The 21,992-nt window shown below is 32.1% G+C and carries 19 protein-coding genes; 11 read left to right on the forward strand and 8 right to left on the reverse strand.

Translation table 11 applies throughout. The features are described from left to right. Positions 1–10 precede the first annotated feature (10 nt). Positions 11–856: an RteC domain-containing protein gene (locus QWZ06_RS19195; protein ID WP_290300506.1), complete on the reverse strand. Its 846-nt coding sequence runs from the start codon at positions 854–856 to the stop codon at positions 11–13. A gap of 46 nt (positions 857–902) precedes the next feature. After that, the gene (locus QWZ06_RS19200) at positions 903–2,606 is read right to left on the reverse strand and encodes a helix-turn-helix domain-containing protein (protein WP_290300507.1); all 1,704 of its coding nucleotides are present in this window, start codon (positions 2,604–2,606) and stop codon (positions 903–905) included. 277 nt (positions 2,607–2,883) lie between these two features. Here QWZ06_RS19200 and QWZ06_RS19205 point away from each other — a divergent pair, with 277 nt between their 5' ends. The 3 genes from QWZ06_RS19205 (at position 2,884) to QWZ06_RS19215 (ending at position 5,121) form a co-directional block, all read left to right on the forward strand. Next, a complete protein-coding gene (locus QWZ06_RS19205) occupies positions 2,884–3,120 on the forward strand; it encodes a hypothetical protein (protein WP_290300508.1) in 237 nt (78 codons plus the stop codon). Between the two features lie 203 nt (positions 3,121–3,323). Next, the gene (locus QWZ06_RS19210; protein ID WP_290300511.1) at positions 3,324–4,670 is read left to right on the forward strand and encodes a MauE/DoxX family redox-associated membrane protein; all 1,347 of its coding nucleotides are present in this window, start codon (positions 3,324–3,326) and stop codon (positions 4,668–4,670) included. Between the two features lie 172 nt (positions 4,671–4,842). Continuing rightward, complete coding sequence (locus QWZ06_RS19215) at positions 4,843–5,121, forward strand: DUF6520 family protein (RefSeq protein WP_047383977.1); 279 nt, start codon at positions 4,843–4,845, stop codon at positions 5,119–5,121. A gap of 144 nt (positions 5,122–5,265) precedes the next feature. Here the strand turns inward: QWZ06_RS19215 and QWZ06_RS19220 are convergent, their stop codons facing one another. The 5 genes from QWZ06_RS19220 to QWZ06_RS19240 form a co-directional block, all read right to left on the reverse strand. Then, positions 5,266–7,728, reverse strand: coding sequence for an alpha/beta hydrolase family protein (locus QWZ06_RS19220; protein ID WP_290300513.1), 2,463 nt, complete (start codon positions 7,726–7,728; stop codon positions 5,266–5,268). Continuing rightward, a complete protein-coding gene (locus QWZ06_RS19225) occupies positions 7,728–9,092 on the reverse strand; it encodes a RagB/SusD family nutrient uptake outer membrane protein (protein ID WP_290300515.1) in 1,365 nt (454 codons plus the stop codon). Before QWZ06_RS19225 ends, QWZ06_RS19220 begins: the two co-directional genes overlap by 1 nt. A 196-nt stretch (positions 9,093–9,288) precedes the next feature. Beyond that, positions 9,289–9,816, reverse strand: coding sequence for a hypothetical protein (locus QWZ06_RS19230; protein WP_290300517.1), 528 nt, complete (start codon positions 9,814–9,816; stop codon positions 9,289–9,291). 59 nt (positions 9,817–9,875) lie between these two features. Then, on the reverse strand, positions 9,876–11,309 hold the full coding sequence (locus tag QWZ06_RS19235; RefSeq protein ID WP_290300518.1) for a SusC/RagA family TonB-linked outer membrane protein: 1,434 nt from the start codon (positions 11,307–11,309) through the stop codon (positions 9,876–9,878). Positions 11,310–11,317: 8 nt separating this feature from the next. After that, the gene (locus tag QWZ06_RS19240; protein WP_290300521.1) at positions 11,318–12,109 is read right to left on the reverse strand and encodes a TonB-dependent receptor plug domain-containing protein; all 792 of its coding nucleotides are present in this window, start codon (positions 12,107–12,109) and stop codon (positions 11,318–11,320) included. 672 nt (positions 12,110–12,781) lie between these two features. Here QWZ06_RS19240 and QWZ06_RS19245 point away from each other — a divergent pair. The 4 genes from QWZ06_RS19245 (at position 12,782) to QWZ06_RS19260 (ending at position 17,206) form a co-directional block, all read left to right on the forward strand. Beyond that, positions 12,782–13,030, forward strand: coding sequence for a helix-turn-helix domain-containing protein (locus QWZ06_RS19245; RefSeq protein ID WP_290300523.1), 249 nt, complete (start codon positions 12,782–12,784; stop codon positions 13,028–13,030). A gap of 159 nt (positions 13,031–13,189) precedes the next feature. Continuing rightward, entirely contained in the window at positions 13,190–13,927 is a 738-nt protein-coding gene (locus tag QWZ06_RS19250) for a hypothetical protein (protein WP_290300526.1), read from the forward strand. A gap of 201 nt (positions 13,928–14,128) precedes the next feature. Beyond that, positions 14,129–16,783 (forward strand): hypothetical protein, encoded by a 2,655-nt coding sequence (locus tag QWZ06_RS19255; protein ID WP_290300528.1) that lies wholly within the window; start codon positions 14,129–14,131, stop codon positions 16,781–16,783. A gap of 72 nt (positions 16,784–16,855) precedes the next feature. Further along, positions 16,856–17,206 (forward strand): hypothetical protein, encoded by a 351-nt coding sequence (locus QWZ06_RS19260; RefSeq protein ID WP_290300529.1) that lies wholly within the window; start codon positions 16,856–16,858, stop codon positions 17,204–17,206. 156 nt (positions 17,207–17,362) lie between these two features. On the opposite strand, the gene QWZ06_RS19265 is transcribed toward QWZ06_RS19260, so the two are convergent. Further along, entirely contained in the window at positions 17,363–17,887 is a 525-nt protein-coding gene (locus tag QWZ06_RS19265; protein WP_290300531.1) for a hypothetical protein, read from the reverse strand. Positions 17,888–18,116: 229 nt separating this feature from the next. Here QWZ06_RS19265 and QWZ06_RS19270 point away from each other — a divergent pair, with 229 nt between their 5' ends. The 4 genes from QWZ06_RS19270 (at position 18,117) to QWZ06_RS19285 (ending at position 21,956) form a co-directional block, all read left to right on the forward strand. Beyond that, on the forward strand, positions 18,117–18,638 hold the full coding sequence (locus QWZ06_RS19270) for a KwaA family protein (RefSeq protein ID WP_290300532.1): 522 nt from the start codon (positions 18,117–18,119) through the stop codon (positions 18,636–18,638). A gap of 14 nt (positions 18,639–18,652) precedes the next feature. Then, a complete protein-coding gene (locus QWZ06_RS19275; RefSeq protein ID WP_290300533.1) occupies positions 18,653–19,465 on the forward strand; it encodes a hypothetical protein in 813 nt (270 codons plus the stop codon). Positions 19,466–19,582: 117 nt separating this feature from the next. Then, entirely contained in the window at positions 19,583–20,725 is a 1,143-nt protein-coding gene (locus tag QWZ06_RS19280; protein WP_290300535.1) for a DUF3800 domain-containing protein, read from the forward strand. A 28-nt stretch (positions 20,726–20,753) separates the two neighbouring features. Beyond that, on the forward strand, positions 20,754–21,956 hold the full coding sequence (locus QWZ06_RS19285; protein ID WP_290300536.1) for a phospholipase D family protein: 1,203 nt from the start codon (positions 20,754–20,756) through the stop codon (positions 21,954–21,956). The last annotated feature ends 36 nt before the right edge of the window (positions 21,957–21,992 follow it).

Genomic DNA, 21,992 nt, shown 5'->3' on the forward strand with positions numbered 1-21,992 from the left:
TGATATTCCGTTACTCAGCTTCATTAGTCATAAAATGCTGATTGAGATTGTCACCAACCAGTTGAAGGAATTTGGTGGGTCCCTGTTTCCTGTTACGGATTTCAAAGACAGTTTTATGGAAATTGCCCAAATCGCAATCCAATGACTTTTCAACAAATTTTATGACTTCACTTAATTCTATATTGCCCCCATTAAAACAACGCATCTGGTAAAGGGCATAGATCAGTTCTATAAGACCAACCTTCGATCCTGACCATGTAAGAGGAGAAAATATTTTTGCTGTTATGCTATCATTAGAATTATCAATCTGCCTTTTTAAATACTGATCAAATTGCTGATTGGAAATAAATCTGGCGATCATATGATCGTGTGATGTCGTAAAATTGGGATCATAGTTGTAAAAACCTGATGATAGCTTCATTTTCAAATCATAGGAATTACGGACAAATATTTTATGGTCGAGATAAGTCGCCTCACGTTTATAATAGCTGTAGAATTCGGAATGTTCCAAATAGAAGTTTTTTAACTTCTCCTGCTCTGCCTCATAATATTTTTTTAATGTTTTATTTCCTGCAGCAGGCTTATGGGCCTCAATATCCAGTACCGAAGAGTAATAAATAAATTTTGAAATAAACTGTGGTTTTAGCTTCTTAAAAAAAAGTACTTCTTCAGCAATATGATCAAAATGATGGTTGGAAACCAGAAGTTTCAATTTCCTTATAGACTCGTCAATGATGAGTAAAGCCTTTTCAGAAATTTTGATCATATCATTTCCATCTGCGTAGACTTCGTTAATCTTTTCATCCAGTTCTTCCAATAACTGTGAAGTTCTTTTAAAAATAGTTTTTGTTACCATGTCCTTTTTTCAGGAATTTACAAAAATTCGATAAAGCAAGACTTAATCAACTAATACCCAGCTCCTTTTTTCGATTTCTTATATAGTCTGTTGGCCGGATACCGTTGATATCGAAAAACAAATTTGAAAAGTTTTGCCGTGCAGCGATACCGCATTCTTCAGCCAAAGCTTCGATGGTATAATTTAGATATTTTGTATTGGTGTTGAGTAAATTTGTAATGTAATTGATTCGCAGTTCAGCCATATATTTATTAAAATTCATTCCTTTTTGCTCATTGATATAAACAGACAGATAATGGGCATTAGTTCCTAACTTTAAGGCAATGCTATTCTGTGTAATTCCTTTTTTTCTGAACTGGTCTTCCTGCTCAAACTTCTGAAGCTTTTCTTTAATCTCTGTGGTCATTTCTGGAGTAAGAGAGGTTTTTCTTATTGAAAATTCTGTCAGGTCTTCCTTTATAATATCTTTGATATTATAAGTTCCATCCGCCATTCTCTTTTGTAGCAGATTATATTGTTTTTTAATTTTTTGATCTTTTCTGTGTCGCACAACAAAAAATACAAGGAGCAGACTTCCTGAAATAATCAAGATCTGAGCGATTACAATTTTTTTTCCGCTGGACTTCTCTATCTCTTCTTTTGCATCCATTAACTTTCGCCTGTCAAAATCTTTATGAAGTTTTGAAGATAAATAAGGAAAATCTTTGCTGATTAAACTGTCAGACTTTAAAAGCTGATTGGTATAGTAAAGCTGTTTATTGACATCCTTATTTTTATATTGATCTATAAGATAATGATAACTCTTATATACCTCAGGTAATATAAAATCATGCCTATTGAAAATAGAATCTATCTTTTCATAGCATCTCACCGCACTTTCGATATTATTCTGCGCTTCATAAGTTTTACCCATATAAAAATAGACGACTGAAGCCCAGGCGAAATCGTTTCTGTTGAGGATAGTGGGTAAGGATTTTTGTAAATAAGTATGAGCACCTGTATAGTCTTTTTTGTGATATCTGGAAATTCCTATGCATTTGAGGAAATAACTTTTTTCTAAAGCAAAATCTCCATCTTCCGCAGTTAAACGGTAGCCCAACATACTTAAACTGTCGCTCTTGGAAAAATTATTAAGGTATCTGTTGAGTACGGTCAATTGATGTAAGCAGTTCAGATATGCCTTCTCATAATTGAACTTTTCATTTTCGTGATGGTTTTCATTTAACCTTAACCTGTAAAACGCAGCGCAGTCCAGAAAATGATTCATTGCTTCATCATAGTAGCCCAAATGACTTTTTACAATTCCTAAATGATAGAGGACTTTATACTTATGGTACTGATCTTTTGAACCTTTTGAATATTTATATGCATTAAGGTACTCATTTAAAGCTAACTTATATTTCTTTTGATAAAAATAGTAGATGATTCCCTTGCTCAGGTATTCTTTACTGATATCATCTTGACTCCCATGCTGCAAGCTAACAGCAAGTGCACTGTCAGCATACTTCATTTTGTTTTGATAGTCAAACTGTCTTCCGTCTCTATACCCTTGAATCAACTTTGAAAAATTACTCTCATTTTTTGCTTTCTCAATGTACAGTTTTACATAGGGCATTGCATGAATGTCATCTATTACCATTTTTTCATATGGCTTTCTGATCTCACTGAACGTTTTTTCCTTTTCCTGTTGTGAAAATAAAAATTGTGAAAATGCAGAAAATAAGACGAGAAAGTAATAAAACTTTTTCATATGCTGATATTTAGAACCTCACCATATCAAAAATAATCATTTATGTTTTAAATAAATCAAAATTAAAGGAATTGAATACCCGTAAAAATAAAACAAACACAATATATTGAAAATCAAATATTTGAGTCACGATTCTAAATGTTCCAATTTTAAAATTGATACGTGTTAATTTTAAAATAGAGCCACAGAACAGTTTTTTTTACCTCATAAGCAGGATAATTTTGACATCAGAATTCTAATATAATCCGGCCGGGATAACCAAATTAAAATTATCAACATGAAAAAGTTTATCCCATTTTTGAGCATAATGATCGCAGCAGTTTGTATGCAAAACTGTAGCCATCGAGATGAAGATATGATCCCCAGTAACGAACAGATTGAAAGTTCAGAACGTTCAGCAGACGTTTTTTCAATGAAACAGGATTCTGCAAAATCTATTGATTTGATTGAAAATCCTAACCCTAAAGATCCTCCGGTGAGAGACGGCGATAATTGGCGGCTTATGAAAGATTAAAAACCAGATATAAAACTATGATTCCTCATACCTCAATATTAGTTGTTACAGGCTTACCATGTCCAAAGAGTGGCATCTGGGAAAGTATGGGGAATTTCAAAACTACCATAACTCTTTTCAAAGGGGAACCAATGCCTGAATATTGCGGGTGGAAAATCAAATGGAGATTGGTTCAGGTCTGTTAAACCTAATAATAATATGCCATGAAAAACATTAAAACTATTTTTATCAAAATTGTTTCCTGCTTTTTTATTCTATTGTTTGTTTATGCAAGTGTGAGTAAATTACTAGATTTTGAAAATTTTCAAGTTCAAATAGCTCAGTCTCCATTACTAAGTGCATATGCAGGTGTTATTTCTTATGCTGTTATTATCTTAGAATTAATTATTGTATTGTTATTAATTTTTCCAAACAGTAGATTAACTGGATTATACTTATCCACTGCCCTAATGTCAGCATTTACAGTCTATATATTTCTCATTTTAAATTACAGTGACTTTGTCCCTTGCTCATGTGGAGGAATCTTGGAAAAAATGGGATGGACTGAACATCTGATTTTTAACTTGGTGTGCTTTTTATTAGGGGTAATTTCCATTATAAAAAAGGAGGACTCTAAGAGAAAATATATTTTGCTGGCATTCACAAATCTATTCAGTATCTTATTAGTGATAACTTTATTTTTTTCCTCAGAGTATATCATTAAAAAAGAGAATAATTTCACAAGAAGATTTACTCACCATCCAATCATTGAAGAGGGATCAATTGATCTTAAGGTTAACTCATATTACTTTGCTGGAAATGATGATAATCACTTGTATCTCGCAAATCTGACCAGTCCTTTTAGAATTATTAAAATTGACAGATCATTTAGAAAATTTGATACCATTGCAATAACTCCTTCAACAAAACATCGTTTTCGTAAATTAAAATATTCTATTCAGTATAATAGCCTGTTCGCATATGATGGTAGTGTTCCGATAATTTATCGATCAGCATTAGATTCATTAGATAAGCCAACTCAAGAGATTAGTTACAGAGATATTTTTTTTAATCATTTAACAGCTACTTCAAGGAATTCATTTTTTTTAAGCACAGATAATTCAAAACGTGAAACATTAATTGCAGCATTGTCAACACAAAATGAACATCACACCAAAATGAGCAATTTTCCATTGACAGCAAAAAAAGATGGAGGTTTTGATGTTGATGGAAAACTATTATTTGATAATAGTACAGGTAAAGCTTATTATATGTTTTACTACAGGAACCAAATACTGGAAGTCGACTCTAACTTACAACTTCATTCACGTATGAAAACTATCGATACTATTACGAAAGCACAGATAAACATTAAGACTTTAAGTGATGGCACAAAAAAGATGATCGCGCCTCCAATGGTTGTGAATCAAAATATGGAAGTTCATAAGGGTTTAATCTTTAATATTTCTAATCTAAAAGGTAAACATGAGTCTAATGACCTATGGAAGAAAAACTCAATAGTTGATATTTATACTACTGAGCCCGCGGGTTATTGGGCAGTATATATGTAGAAAACAGAGGAAAAAACAGATTGTCCCAAATTTTAATTACTGATAATTTCTTTTACATATTGTCAGGTACAGAATTACGTCGTTATCGTTTTGCGCAGACCATAACAAAACAATTCAATAAAGGGGAAAGCCGAAAACCCTCGGAACAGTAGGCACATCAAAAATCATTCTTATGAAAAATTTAAAAACACTCCTATTGCCAGCATTTGTACTGCTTGCAGGAGCAGGTAGCGCGTTCGCTACGCATTTAGAAAAAAATGACAATTTAGCCATTATTAGAGGCTATGTGTTCAGAGAAGGTGAAACACCGGAATGTGTTAACAGCTTAAAGGACTGCGACACTTCAGGGTCATTCACTTGTACAGCAGATATTGGTATGGGTTCTGAAGATCTCTATCAATTGAATGGAACAGTTTGTCCCAACAAATTAACCCATACTCAACCAAACTAAACAATAGCTGTCTCTAAATAAAGTGCTTATAAAAGTTTGCCACGCAGTGATTACAGCAAGGTTAAAGGTTTTAAATCCAAACTACCTACTTAATCTAACTTACATATTTGCAAAACACAACGCTTGTTTTAGAGACAGCTTTTATTATTCCATCATTTTATCTATCCATTTGACACTTTTATTCTTCAGATAAAAATCTAACCAGTCGGAAATCCTACTGTATAGGTCAATGCGATTATTATTTTTTGATAAGCTGTGCTCATCATTAGGATAAAAAAGAGCAACAACTTTTTTATGATTTCGTCTAAGTCCTAAATAGAATTCCATTGTCTGCTCCCAAAAAATATTATAATCCTTTTTGCCAGTCCAGAGAAGAATTGGTTTTTGAACCCTTTCGGCATGGTAAATTGGGCTATTGTCAATATATATCATTTTATTCTTAACGAAAGAGCCCGGCATTTCATACTGTCCATCTTCAAATTGCCAGAAAAAAGGCCTATTGAAATTATAATTGAATGAATGATAGGATCTAACCAAATCACTGTTTCCAGCCCCAGAAATATAGGTTGCAAACAGGTTGGATTGAGTAGCGATAAAATTAGTTTCATATCCTCCATGTGAATGTCCTATTAGTGCTACTTTCTTAAAATCTATAAAGCCATAACCTTGAAGCGCATTCATAGCGCTGGTGACACAATCTAAGGCAGATCTACCGGTTCCGCAAGAATCAAAAACTATATCAGGCATATATACGAAATATCCTTTTCTTAACAGGTTACGCACATTAATACCTTCTGTTGGAGGATTCATTCCAATACCGTCAACCAGATACTTATTTTTCATATATCTGAGTTTTTGGTAGATTGTAACAATCATAGGATATTGCTTACCCTCTTTAAAGTTGACCGGATAAAATAGAATTCCCTGTAATGACTGCCCCTGGCTATTTTTATATAATATAGTCTTGGAAAAAATATTTTTAGCCTCCTTGTCAAGAGAATTACTTTTGTAAACAATTTCTTCCTTCTGATGCTTTTTTAAAATCAGCTGAGGAGGTTTATTGATATTACTTTTGACATAGAGTAATTTTTTCACTCCCTCATTCCAATCTACAGCAGTTATATCATCATCTGTGACGTCTATAATATCTTTTGCCTCCTTACCATTAAAAGACATCCAGGCGTTTTTTATTTGATCCCTATCATAAAGTTCAATAATAACGGGATTACTTGCATCATAACTGCTACGGTAAATATTATAAGAAGATGAAACATTTTGCATTGTTCCATTTTTTATTTTAGCTCTGAAACCTGGTTTAAGAGGAAATCTATTCAGCTTCTTTTTCTGTATGTCATATTCAAATAACTCCCCCATCCCCTCAAAAAGAATTCTCTTCCCATCTTTAGAAAAATAAGCATTTTCATGAGTATCCAATTGTATCTCATAAGAGTTTAAAGTTCCTACTTCATACAATATCCATTTTTCTTTGTTCTGATATGTTAAAATCCATTTTCCAGCGTCATCACTAAATACCATTGAGCCGGAATTAATCATAAAATCATATTTATCAAGCAGCGTATCATACCTGTGTAAATTGAATGTCTGAAAACGTTTCGTGTAATCATGTTGATAATAGGGATCAAATGAAAGTAAATATCTGTTATTCCCTATGAAAGCATGATGGGTCAGCCTTTCATTTAAAATCTCATAAGAATATTCTTCTCTGGGAGACCAGATAAAATATTTACCAATATAATCCTCATAAAATTTTGTTTGGATTTTATTATCGTTCCCATACCACACCTCTACCTCATCTTTAGATCTAGATTTAAGTTCAGGAAAGAAATGAATAAAATATTTACCGTCATTTAATTTTGAAATCTCGCTAAAATTAACAGAATCCATAAAATCATTGCACAGAAATAGTTTATGATCCGTTGAACTCATGTATATAAGCTGCCCTTTTTTGCTGTTTTCATCCTGTTCTAAAATAAACAGACCATCCTGATCGCGATACTTAACTTCAATTTTGGAGTTAGATGAGGAATATATTTTTTTATTCTGTTTTAGATTCCATTCATAAAGACTGTATTTTTTTTTATCCTCTTCCGTGATGAAATACAATACATCATCTATTTTATCGACGCTGATTACATTATTTACTACATTATTCTCTTCCCCATTTTCATTTAGAATCTTGAGTTTTCTTTCCTGCAATATCAATATTAACTTAACATCCGGAAGCCAATAATAATTTCTAACATCTTCCCAAACTTTCATTTCTAAAGATGGTAAAATAAGTAATTGAAAGTTTTTACCATGGCGCATCATCAAATTGTTATTTGAGGTGAAATTGATAGAATTAGCCAGCACTTTTCCACTTTCAAAAATAACTGAATCTCTATTATTTCTATTGATAAGTACCACCGTATCCGAACTTCTGTCATATGCTTTATTAAAAGTTATATATTGCTCATTAGGTGATATCCTGGGAAAACTCACATTATAATAGTGCCTTTGTAATGAATCAGGAATTACCTGGTCTTTATTTTGTGAATGCAATAAACAAAAGAATATTAGACTCACACCAATTAAAATAGCTTTCATCAGTACCCAGGATTTTGAGGATTTAAATTCGGATTAAGCAGAAGATCATTCAGGGGAATTGGCCATACTTTATGAAAATTCTGCCAATTAGTTTTAACTGCATTAAGCTGGTCAAGCCGGCCGAATCGCTTTAAGGTCAAAAAGCGGTTCCCTTTCTCAGCAAAGAACTCTCTCCTATTTTCATTCAATAATTCCTCAAGAAACTGCTCATTTGATAAAAGCCCCAGATTAGAATTACCAGCCTTTTGTCTCACAGCATTAAGGAGTGGAAGCGCTTCCTCTTTTCTATTTTGCCTTACTAAAGCTTCTGCTAAAAGAAGGTTTACTTCCTCCATTCTAAATACTATAGAATATTCATCTGGATTGTTGACTGCATTAACATATTTATTACAGCGGTAAAAAACATTTTGATTTACAGTGATTTTTGTGATCCATTTCTGAAGTCTTAAATCAGTTGTTTCAAAAGAATTGACCAGATCATTTGACAAAGCATATCCTGTTGGTGCAGCCGTCGTAAAGTAATATATAGATGCTTCATTAGTAGGCAGGTCTGCCTGTAAAGGCTTAAATTGCCAAAGTATGTGCTTACCCGATTTTTTAAATGTTTTTGAAACATCAGGCTCCCAAGCATATAGGCTGTTGCTTTTGATATCTTCCAGTAAATTTTCAGCCTGTGACCATTTATTTTCCTGCATGCAGACTATTGCCAGCATCATTTCAGCTGCTTTTTTATTGGGATAAATCCGATCTGTATTACGATAGTTATCCTCCAATAAATCAATTGAGAGCATGAGATCATTATGAATAGTAGTAAGCACCTCTTCATCATTCATTTTACCTATTTTTTGATTAATAGTAAAATCTGTCGTTGTTGTATAGGGTACGTCTCCGAATATCTGAGTGAGATAAAAATAGATAAGAGATCGCAAAAATAGCGCTTCCCCTTTTATTCTGTTTTTATCTTTCGTTGCAATACCTGACGAAGCATCAACACCTATGATAATAGAATTGGCAAGATAAATTTGTTTATAGGAATTAGCCCATGAATTTTTAATAACGGAGTTAGATGACAGCTGCTGATTATTAAAAATGTCCGGTGCTCCGCCTAAAGAAGCTGCCATATAACAGTTCAGGTCATCCGTATAGCTGCCAAGCAAAGCTCCACTTCCTGCCGTTCCCCCATTTAATACAGAGAAACTGTACATTTCCGCATATAGATTACTTAATGCACCATCTGCTGTACTAACAGTTTCAAATACCTGTGTTACATCGATTTGGGTATTGGGAAAATCAACATCAATACTTTTTTCACAAGACCATAATGTTACAATAATAATACTGGTTATAAATTTATTTGTTTTCATAAGATTCATTTTTAAAAAGTTAACTGGAAACCCATTGAAACAGTTTTTAAAGGCGGCAAATAACCGTTCACTGTAAATTCAGGATCTAACCCTATATAGTGGGTCCAAGTCAATAAGTTCTGACCTTGGATGTATATTCGGGCTTCACCAAATACTTTACTTATTTTTGGAAGTCTGTAGTTGATTTGAACATTTTTCAACCGTATAAATGAACCGTCACTGATTGCTGCTGTACTGTTTTTAAATTGGAAGTAAGGGTATTTGTCGCAGTAATAGTACCCGGTGAATACGGCATAATGATACCATTATGATTCGTAGATGACCAAACATTAGCAAACTCAGCAGACTGGTTATTCATATTTCCGGGGGTTGTCATGGTTCGGTAATAATTCCAGGAATCCTGTTTTACAAACTGTAATAAAAACGAAAGACTGATATTTTTGTATGATATCTGATTTTGAAGGCCACCAAAATATTTAGTTCCTACATTTCTGATGGCCATCTGATCTTCAGGAGAAGATATTTTACCATCCTGATTAAAGTCTTTGAACATGTACCGCCCTGTTACCGGATCAATACCTTCATACTGATACACTTTTACAATTGATGTAGGTTGACCTATGACATAGGTATTTGCATAGGTTGAGCCTTCCAGCCCCGGGAATGATAATAGCTTGCTCATGGGGAATGATACGTTGAAACTGATATTCCATTTCCAATTCATACTTTTAAGGGGACTGGAAGACGCTTCGATCTCCCATCCTGAATTCTGTACCGTCGCGTTTAGATTTGCCTGGACATTTGAAATCCTGTTGTAGAAGCTAAGGGAATACCTACCAGCTGATTAGACGAACGATTTCTGTAATAGGCTGTCGTAAGATTTATCATATTACGAAACAGTGATAATTCTATCGCCGCTTCCAGTTTATTGGTCTTTTCCCAAGTAAAGTCAGGATTAAAAAGACGGGAAGGATATAATGCAGGAACATCATTATAAGAAATAGGAGCAACGGAATAAGAATTGGTAAACTGAAAATCACCTATAAGATCACTTCCGGTACGTCCGTAACTACCTCTTAATTTTCCTAAGCTGAACCATTTCGAATTTTTTAAAAAAGATTCTTCAGAAAATAGCCAGGCTGCTCCAATTGCTCCAAAATTTGAAAACCTGTTATTAGGTCCAAAGCGGCTTGAGCCATCGCGCCTTGCTGTTAAGTTGATGATATACCGGTTCATCAACCGATAATTAAGTCTACCGAACACAGCAGTATATTTATAGTCAATGTCAGTAAAATCCCTTGGCGTAATAAGTGATGCCGCAGCGAGATTATAAAGCAGGGAATTGCTGGCAAATCCTGATGCGGTAATTGCTGAAGATTTAGAATTATTGCTCTGGTAGGTATATCCTAAAAGTACATCCAGTTTACTTGCTCCTAAATCCTTTGACCAATTGATCTGAGGTTCTAGAATATAGGACATCAAGTTGCTGGTTCCTCTTGAAGATGAAGAACGTGCCGATGATGCTCCTGATGCAAAGGCAGGATTATACATCGTGTTTGGAGCTAAGGTATATTCCTCTAAAGATTGAATATTAAGACCTCCATTAAGGGTGAATTTCAAACCATTCCAAACCTCATATCCAGCTTTAACACTCTGATTAATCTGTAACACTCTATTTTCATAACGACCGTTTAGTGATGCTAAAGGATTGCTAAATGTATTATTCTGCCAATTTAAGTTTCCTGCATCATCGTATAACGCAGGTGCGTTAGGAGCCAGGTTCAATGATTTATTGGTCAGATCATTGCTGATTACATTATTCGATAGGCTCGAGAGAATATTACTGAACGAGAGTGAAACCTTTCTGTTTTCTGTGGTATAGCTATAATTAGAATTAAGAATATTGGTCTTGTATCTATAATCTCCGGGAAAGACAGTTGACTGGTTAGAATGTGAGGCGCTGACAGAAAATTGGTTCCTGTCATTTCCCCCGCTTACAGATAGTTGGATGCTGGAAGACTCGGCATTATTTCCGATCAGTATTTTCTGCCAGTCTGTATATCGATCCGTATCCCAAACTCCATTAATATCGTAAGCATTTGCAGGAACAACAACGTTATAGTTGGCATAGGCATCCCTGCGCATCTTCAGGTATTGTTCAGTGTTCATCAGCTTCATTTGATTGGCCACTTTGCTGATGCCGTAATTAGTATCCACTGTCAGCCTTATAGCGCCGGTTCTTCCCTTTTTGTAGTGATTAATATGACTCCATTCCCTCCCCTGGATCCATAAATAGCCGTAGCATCGGCATCTTTTAAAACTTCTATACTCTCTATATCATCCGGACTTATTGAATTCAGTGGATTTAGAGAACTCATAGGAAGAATTCCCACAGAATAACTGGATGTCAAGTTTGAGCTCCACGGAATTCCGTCAACCACGTAAAGGGGTTGGTTTCCGTTAACAGGGCTGTTAAGAATTGTCCGAAGACTGTTTCTTCCCCGAATCTGAACATCAAATCCTCCGCCTGCTGTTCCGCCGGCCTGAATAATGTTCACTCCTGCCATTCTTCCCTGTGCTGCTGACAGTACGTTGGTGACAGGTTGATTTTCGATATCTTTTGCTGAAACTTTGGCGATACTACCGGTTCTTTCTTTGTCTTTTACCTTGTAGTAGCCAGCGTTGAGAATAACTTCTTCGATTCCCTTTACTTTTTGTTCTAAGCTGATATTAACGACGGTCTGATTAGTGAGTGTGAATTTTTCTTCTGTATAATCAGGGTGTCTGAACAATAGGATGGGATTTTCTGCTGAAACCTTTATCGTGTAGGTTCCGTTGTTGCCGGTTATGGTTACCTGATCACTGCCCTCTTGGGAGATGACAACTCCTGAAAGAGGTTTGCCTGATGATGTAACGGTACCGGAAATGGTGCGTGATTGGGCTTTTATATTGATGCTTACAGCGGTCAACATGAGCCCAAAGAAAATGCCTCCTATATTGTAATAGGAATTTTTCATAGATTTGTAAAGGTTTTTAATTTTTAAAGATTAATTACTGAACTACGCTCTTTCCCGTAAGTGTCCAAACTGCATGGGAAGGGGCTTTTTTCTTTCTTCTGATTTTTAAGTTGAGTAGTTTTTTTGATTCATTTTGTAGATAAAGACTTTCCTGATGCCCTTTGGTATGAAAAAGGACTGGTGAGGTTCTGCAATCAGTGACCGCAAGGCACCGGAAAGAATTTAATATGAATGAAATCTGTGTTCCCGTGTAAGCTTTTTAAAGCCGCAATAGGTTGTACATTCCTATTGTATCGTGTAGTCTGATACTATGTTTAGGAAGCGGCTTAGATTTTCAGCGATTACGGGCAACATTGGAAAAATAAAGCGTGGAACTTACTACATCATCGCTTGTACTAGAGGCATCGCCAAACACCTTGCAACAAACTCCGTAAGTAAGCCCACGCCTAGGTCGTGAGCTACTTTACTTATGGTCTCGTTGCGTTTGTTTGAAAATTGGCGATTTTCTAGTACGAGATTCTAAGCAATAGCTTCTATAATTAAATTTGAAGTATCGCAAAATTACTTTATTATGTAATTTATTCCAAATATAATAAAAAAATACAACGTGGGGAATAATACCCACTAATTATTTTACCTTTATATGGAAATTGCTATCAATTTGATATTGATATGGCAACAAACTCTGAAAAAATTGCATTTCTACAAGGTTTTGGAAAAAGGGTTCAGGAATTACGAGAAGGAAAACAACTTAGTCTTAGACAATTGGCTCAAAATTGCGAAATAGACTATAGTGATATTGGTAAAATTGAAAAAGGTCTAAGAAATATTCAAATGTCTACAATACTAGAGCTATCTAAAGGATTAGACATAGCTCCTCAAGAATTATTTAATTTTAAAATAAATGAAAATCCTAACTAATAGTTAGGATTTTTGTTTTTTACCAATTTCTTTATAATAACCCTCCGATGTAAATACCGTAAAAGCTTTAAAATTTTGAAAACAATGCGATTTTTTTCATTATTATTGATAAAAGGTGACTGCTAAAATCTCATTATAAAGTAATTAAAGAAATCATTTATGAAAAAGTGTCGTTTGTGTAATATAGAACAGATTTTGATTAAAAAATCACATATTTATCCCGATTTTTTATACAAAGATTTATACGATAAAAATCATAAGATTATCAAAATCTCGACAGAAGAAATTATTAAGAAAAACCCTAAAATTAGTAGACCTTCATCAGGAGTTTATGAGGGAGGACTATTATGTAGCGATTGCGAAAATAGAATAATTGGTGGCAAATATGAATCTTACCTTGCTGATATATTGTCATCAAAAAATAGAGATGTAAAATGCAATAAGGGAAAATCAGCAGAGATTAAAACTCTGACGGTTCAAAATCTAGATTATGAAAGATTTAAAAATTTCTTTCTTTCAATTTTATTTCGAGCCGATATTTGTACGTTTGAGGAATTTGAAGACATTAATTTGGGTCCTTATAATGATAAGATACGAAAAATTGTATATGAAAATCAAACGACTGATGATTTAGAATTCCAATTAAATATATTAAAATTTGATAAAAACTCAGAATTTGATCAATTAATAGTTCAACCCTTTAAAAGTAAATTGGAAACAGAAACTTGCTATTCTTTTCTTTTGAGAGGTTTTTTTATAATCATTAATTTCAAAGAAAATAACACGTCCAAGAAAATGAAAGGCAATAGGCTTAAACAAAATGGAGAAATTATAATACCAATCATACCTAGAAGCACAGAGAAAAAATTTATTCTTACATATCTAGATTTAAAATAAGGTATTCTTCAAGATATTCTATTGAAACTATCATTTTAATGCTGACAAGAGTTGGGATTTTTATTAAAAACTTATTTATATTAAAGTTCTAAAAATATTATTTAAGATACTTTTCCTCTTGTCCAAATTAATTCCATTTTCGTAGTAGTAAAAAATTGATTGTCAAAGATATTTTGGGTAAATTTGGAAAGCAGGAAAAAAATGATAACAGAAAAGATCAAAAATATATTTTGCTTTATAGATTTTTTAGAATCTAATATAGCTCTTTTTAATAAACAAAAAACACTGTTGGATCAGATTGATGATCTTAGGAAGACTTACAACGATCTGGATCCTAAAGTAAATTTTAAGCATAAATTTGAAAGGGAAAAAATAGCCGAAAAAGGAGATAAGCTTGTTAATTCCTTTCGTAATAACTGCAAAAATTTAATCAATGAAAAAATAAGTAGTTTAGAAATAACAGACTTATCCAATATTGGTAACAATCATTTTTACAATATCGGTGATTTCGTGATACTTGTTGAAAGACAAAAATATGATCAAGAAGATGTAAAATTGATCTTAGAAGCAAAAAGTAAATATGTATCTATTCTAGAAAATTTAGAGCTAAGCTTAGATAATTTTTTACCATACGATCTTGTTAGAGATTTTCATGAAACTTTGTATGACTGCTTCAAACCATTCTTGTCTTTTGATGACAAACACAAAATTGAGAAAAGCAAACAAATACAATTTAATAGACATCAAATTACTATTGAAACTCTAGATGAGAAAGGAATCAGAAATGCTGTAAATAAACTACAAAATAAATCTGTTGAATTTGAATTCGAAATAGATGACTGGATAATAAACAACGGAAATATTTTTGAAATCACTGAAGATTTTAGTCTGTCATTTTTTGCAATTCAAACGGAGATACTGAAGCAATGTAAAGCAAACAGCACGGGCAAATTCCAAGATTTTATAACCTACGGGATTAATATTTCGAAATTAATTACAGGAACTGATGGACTATCCATAGAAAACATTTTTAAGGAATTTTTGGATCTAGAAATTAACTCTGAAAAGTTAGAATATCCCATGACCGTAAGTATTATACTTGGTTATTTAAAGATTGGGTTATTAAAAATGTATTTAGAAAATACATACAATTCGTTTCTTCATACTGAGAAGTATATCGAGAAATATGATGAATTACGAATTGACTTTACTAATACAAATATTGACACTAATGAGAGTGATTTTATTAAAAATGAATTGAAAAGATGCTTATCTTTTTTGCAAGAATTAAAAAAGCCTGTTTATAATGAGATTTCAATATTGGGTGATACGAAGGATGAATTTTGTAGTTTTAAAAAGCACCTCTTAAATACTGTTGATAAAAGACAATCTTTTCTGAATAGAAAATTATTGGAGTTTGAGAATTTATCGGAATCTGAAAAATATGAACAGTCTAGAAAAATTTTAAAAAAATTTACTGAAGAGGACATTGAAAGAATTGCATTTGCTAAACAAATAGGAATTAAAAAAGATGATGAATACTTGCAAATTCCAGAGCCAAAAAGTAAAGCAGAGGCTATAGAACGATTTAAAAAACATGATACCCAGAAAAGATTTGAAACTCTAAAAGAACTTTTTTTAAAAAAATGCGGAAATTATCCAAACGATAAAATAATTGAAGATGAGTTGAACTCAATTTATAAATTCATAGATGAAGCCAATAAATTATCAACTATTGATGCTTTTAAAAACAAAGATAAATCAGATTACTTGGAATACTTACGATTAGCAAATGGTTTTTATGAGAATTCCGATTTACCATTCATAAATTATTACACCTATTTTAATTATAGTCAAGAAAGTAATTCATTGTTGATTTATGCAAAGTACTTTCTTTATAAAAAATGGCTGGAAGAGAAAAAAAGTATTCATAATAATGGCAAGGCATATAACAGCGTAAACACTTTAAGTAAAGAAGAAGGCGGAAATTATAAAAATTTTACCAAAATTTTGAACAAAATGTATGAGGACGATTTTGATTATAAGCCGAACCTCGACTATGTAGCAATTACAAAAGATACTATCAGTGAGATTAAGGAAAAACTTTTCGAATTGCAGAATAATGAACAAAGGACTGGCTTTTTAAAAATGGTTTTTAGAGGTTTTTTTGACGATGGCAAAGATTATCATTTGTACCAAGTTAGTAAATTCGAACATACATTTAAAGATATCCCTTTGGAAAAAAGGGAATACTCAGAGGATCGATTTAATTTTATTTACGAATGTTTATTATGTTTAAGAAGCATAATTACTACTATTTCAGAAGAATCATTGGTTTATAACATAGATTTTGGTGATGTAATGCATTGGTCTTGGCGACATAGTGAAAACGGAAAACAAAATCCATATGAAGTATTTGTTTATCATATAAAAGGTGATTACGAGAAAGGTTACGAGTCTAATCCAACTATTGATAAACCTGAGCAACAAAAAACAAAATCACAACTACTAAGTGAGAATTTACGTTTATATGGTTTTTTTGAGCTTGAAAAATTAAAAAATCTTTCAGATAAAAATAAAAATGTTTTGATTCAGTTGCTAACCGAAAATAAGTTACCATATGTAGTAGCTATGCTCGATTATCTGGAATATTTTACTTACCTAGAAAAGAATCATTTTAAGAGCAAGTATAAATTATATATTGAGGTTTCTAGATGGTTCAACAGTGATAAGGATGGCAGAGCTATCAAAGGTAATATTAGCAGTCTTTTGAACAATTCAACAGAAAATAAATCCCGTTATACCGCTTTTAAATATAAAGAAAGAGTAAATAGGGACTATGAAAAGCTATTATAAGGAGTACGCCCTTATTGTTGCCCCTAAATGCCCTCTTTAATATTGCAAGGTAAACAATAAATACTTTGTAAAATGAAAGAATTAACATTCAAGCAGTTAGTTGTAGCGGAAACTCCATTTGTTACAAAATTTGGAAAGCAAAAATCTTTACAGTTTCAAAAGAGCAGACGATTCTCATATTTCGAAAATCAATTGCAGACGGTATTTCAATATCTACAAAATCATATTGCAACTGCCACTATGATAGCCGAAGCAACTGGAATTCCTCAAAAAAATATTTGCAGGTACAAAAGACAATTAGAAAAAGCTGGAAGACTCTGGGAAGTAGAAAAAAAGAAATGCAAGAAAACAGGGTTTGAAGCTTGGTACATTACTACCAATCCTATGTATCTGCCAAATTGTAAAAAATTAAACTTATTTTAATTTAAAAACTTAAGTACACAAAATGGTAAGAAATCTAATGATTTAAATTTTTGAATATAAACTATGGCTCTGTAATAAACTGTGCACTGAAAAAAGCGCATTAAAAAAAATGTAAAATCTAATTCTGGAAATTAAATTTTACATTTTTAATATTTATTAGTCTATTAATGAAAGTAAAAAGTTAAATTGTATTTCTTGACAACAAAAACGAAGCGTTATACCATCTCCTAAATTAGGTCCATCAAATAAAAAACTTTGTACTTGTTCTCCATTCGAAATATCAACCCATTGCATATTCATTTCTCCAAGCTGATCCATATCTTTCGATATAGATGGCGGATAATCATTTCCCAGAGGTATAGTTACTATATAACCGCAAGCCTCCACGTAGCCCATTGCTATTCTTTTTTCAGTCGCATCATTGAGTGATTGTATATTATTCTCCTTTAAAAAATTTAAGACAATCTTTAGTGTTTTATTATTTTTCTTTCTAAATTCTGCAAGAAATCTTTGGAATGTACTGTTCACTCCTTCTTTTCGAGTTTCAAAATCTAAATAATCCAGCATTTGTCTTTCTGATTGCTCAGCTGGAAATCTCTCATCATCTAAGATTTTCTTTGCGAAATTGCCTGTAGAATTATCTAATGAAGAAGATTCTGCAATAAATTCATTGAGTGTCATTTTTTAGTTTTTTTAGTGGCTATTATATTCTAATTTTTACGAATATAAGTAAATCAATAAGGTTTTAATTAATAAAAGTAAATTTTCAGTGAAAATACGGATTTGAAAAACTCAGTTTATATATATTTTTGCTTTTAAGGGAAACCGTAATGATTAAGAAAATATACAGGCTATATTTGCAATAGTTTCAAAATTTTACAATTTTATCATCATGTAGAAAATAAAAGAAATGAAATATTTTTATCAATTATTTTTAGCTTTTAACTCAACGTGGTTAATTATTGTTGTATTTCTGGTGAAAGATAAATTTGTTTTTAATTTTCTTGAACAATATTCAATGTATTTATCCTGGGGGCTATTTATTTTAGTTCCGATAGTCTTTACAGCTTTAAGCTTTCTTATTGCTAGAAAACTGCCTCGAGATCAGTTACAAGCAAGTTCAGTTACGGAAATTGAATTAGCCAACAATAATTTCTTACCGACTTATTTAGGTTACTTTTTTGTTTCTCTGGGGATAAATGACATTCCAACACTAATAATTGTCTTTTTAATCATTTATATTTTTACATATTTATCACAGACACTTTATTTCAATCCAATTTTTTTATTATTTGGATATCATTTTTATTTTATAAAAACTTCGGCAAATATTAAAATCTTTTTAATAACTAAAAAACAACTGAAAATTCCGGGCAATGATAGTTTTGATAGCTTAAGAAGAATCAATAATTATACGTTTATAGAACTTTAAAAATAATATTTTTTATGGCAACCTTTATTTATGGGAAAGTAAAAAGAAAAAATAACATCTTTCGTGTAATTGAAACCGAAGAAGATGTATATAATACTTCACAGTTAAATTTAACTGGAGTTGAATATAATCCTGCTACCATTATCGAAAATGAAGAACTTTATAAGGTTTCACAATTTTCTCAATCTGGATATTCTTTTGATTTCTTAGAAAACGATCTAAATTCTGTAAATCACGACCAGATTACAAGAACAGATCTAACAAAACTTTCGTTTATCTGTACGGTACAGAATAATCTCTATTTTTTCCAGATCATTAATTCTAGCATTTTTATAAGTAAAAAATGGTTTTCAATTGACGAGCTGACACTTGAAACAGAAAAACCTATTATAACAGTGAATCCGTTTGCCGACGCGATCTACGATAAACATTTTGATACGCTATATTTTAAAAGGTTAACGGCTGCTCAAAAAATCTTTAAAGGGATGGATCAGTTATATAAAGAAGCAACTGCTACAGAGACTGATTCTTTTTTACAAAAAGATTTTCTTGAAGTAGATTCTGATTTTGACCACAGAAGTGTTTCAGTGCTCAACAGAAAAAGAATTGCATTAGTTATGGAGACATTAAATAATTTATCGGATTCCGAAAAACAAGCTGTATATTCTTACACGAGCGAATATAGTCAAGTAGTCTTTGAAGCTGGAAAGTTTAAAATTGAAACAGATGATGATCTGAAATTTGTTTTATGGGGAATACAGCAAAGATTTTATACAACACCAATTGGAGGGGAAAAAAGAATTGCAAATTCAATTATAAGTATTTAACTGATTTTGATTTTTAAAATATTGATTTTAGTAGATAAGCTAAACTGTTTTTAAGATTAGATGTTACTTTTCTGATAAACCATTTTCTCAGTATTTTTATAGTATTACTTAATTAATATGAAACAGGTTATTGCCTTTGCCGACGAATTCGGAAATAATTCATTTAAATTTTCTACGGAAAGTTCTCACTTTATCATTGCTAGTATTATTGTCAATTATGAGGACTTGGAAGAATTTTATAATGAGGTGGAAAAAATCCGGTCAAAATATTTTCAGACCGGAGAAATTAAATCATCAAAAGTAAAAGATAATCACAGAAGAAGATTGCTTATTTTAAATGAGCTGTCAAAACTCAAGTTCAATATTTATTCTGTTGTGGTCGATAAAACAAAACTATATGGTGAAGGTTTTAAATATAAAAAATCTTTTTACAAGTATCTAAACGGTATTTTATATAAAGAATTATATAAAACATTTCCAAAACTTGAACTGAAAGTTGATGAACATGGAGGCAATGAATTTATGCTGGAATTTAAAGAATATGTACGACAAAATCACATTCGTACTCTATTTGAAGGCTCTGAGTTTTTTGTCAATAAAAGCGACAAAGAATTAGGAGTACAAGTTGCAGATTTTGTTGCCGGAACTTTAGGGTATATTTTTGACGAACATAAAAAAAGTGATTATTCCCAGCAGTTCTTGGAGATTTTATCCGGGAAAATCATTAGTATTAATCATTTTCCAAAAGTTTATAAAATCAATGAATACAGCGAATCAAAGGCTGACGAGTTTTATAGCCAGGCAATAACCGATCTCAGTCTCCGAAGTATTTTCGATTATCTTGATACTGCATCTCCAGAAACTCAACAGATGCAGGATTCAATAAATTTTCTCAAAGTATTGGTGCGGTATCATGAAGCCAATCATTATAAAAACTATACTACAGCCCAGGAGTTTATTGAACATCTTGATGTTAATAGAGAATCCAAGCTGAGTAAAGAGCAATTCGTTAACATGGTCGGTAGCCTGAGAGACAAAGGCATTCTAATTGGTAGCAGTCGTGAAGGATATAAGATACCTGTTAACCATAGCGAAATAAAAAAATATGTTCAACACGGAAATTCGATCGTGTTACCCTTGCTGCGCAGGATAAGTCTATGTAGAGAATCAATATTATTGGCGACAAATAATTCTTTAGATATTTTAGACGATCCTGAATTTGAAATTTTGAAAGATATTATTACAGGTATGAAAAGATAAAGGAAAATAAAAATTCTTAGAATTTACAATGAAACTAATAACTAAACAACATTATTTAAGAAAAGAATTTAGACGTTTAATAAAAAAATACAACACTTTTAAATGGGCTACTGCATGGGCAAGTGCGGGAAATGAAATTTTCGATGATCTGCTTGAATATAAATATAAAATAGATATGCTTTCAGTTGGCATACATTTCTACCAAACTCATCCTGATTTTATAAAAGAGTTCATTGATGATGAAACCGTTCATTTTGTAGAGCAGCCTGACGGAACATTTCATCCTAAAGTATATTTATTTTCTAATGATGAAAATGATTGGGAACTTATCATTGGTAGTGCAAATTTTACTACAAGCGCCTTTTCAAAAAACACCGAGGTTTCTGTTTTAATAAATAACTCAGATCATAATTCCTTAGAAGTATATAATACCATATTACAGGTAATCAATGCTTCATTTGAGCAGGGAAAAACCTTCAATGATCAAGATTGGGAAAACTATAATAAGATCTGGAGAATTCAACAGCCAAAAGTTGACAGTTTATCAGGTCAATACGGAACAGTTAAAGACACACCTACACCAATCCATAAGGTTGAACTACAAACAAAAACTTGGGATGAATTTGTTGACAATGTCTATGAAAAAGGGGTACAAGATGTGAAGACGAGAATCAGAGTAATAGAAATAGCAAAAGAATTATTTAATAAAGCCAAACACTTTAATGAATTGGAAGATGATGAGAGAAAATTTATTGCAGGAATTCCTAATAATTTAATGGTAACAATTGACGGTGCGGAAGATTGGGCATATTTTGGTAGTATGAAGGGGGCAGGCATGTTTAAAAAACAGATAAATGATAACAGTGAATTGATATCAAAAGCCTTAGACCAAATTCCGCTCAATGGACAAATTACAAAAACGAATTATGACCATTTTCTAGAGTACTTTCAAACGGCACTGCCCGGAAATTATTTAGCAACCAGTACAAGATTGCTAGCGATGAAGAGACCAGATGTTTTTATATGTTATGACAGTAAAAATAATTATGCTCTTTGTAAAGATTTTGGTATCACTAGAAATGGTATGAATAATGAAAGATATTGGAATGAAATCATCTTAAGAATTTATGATAGTGATTGGTGGCAAAATCCGACTCCTAAAAGCGACATTGAAATTAAAATAAGTTTAGCTCGTTCTGCATTTTTGGATAGTTTATACTATGAACGATAAAAAGAAACGTGATTTTTAAGACATATTACATATTCT

Origin of the sequence: Chryseobacterium tructae, assembly GCF_030409875.1 — a bacterium.
Lineage (GTDB): Bacteria > Bacteroidota > Bacteroidia > Flavobacteriales > Weeksellaceae > Chryseobacterium > Chryseobacterium tructae.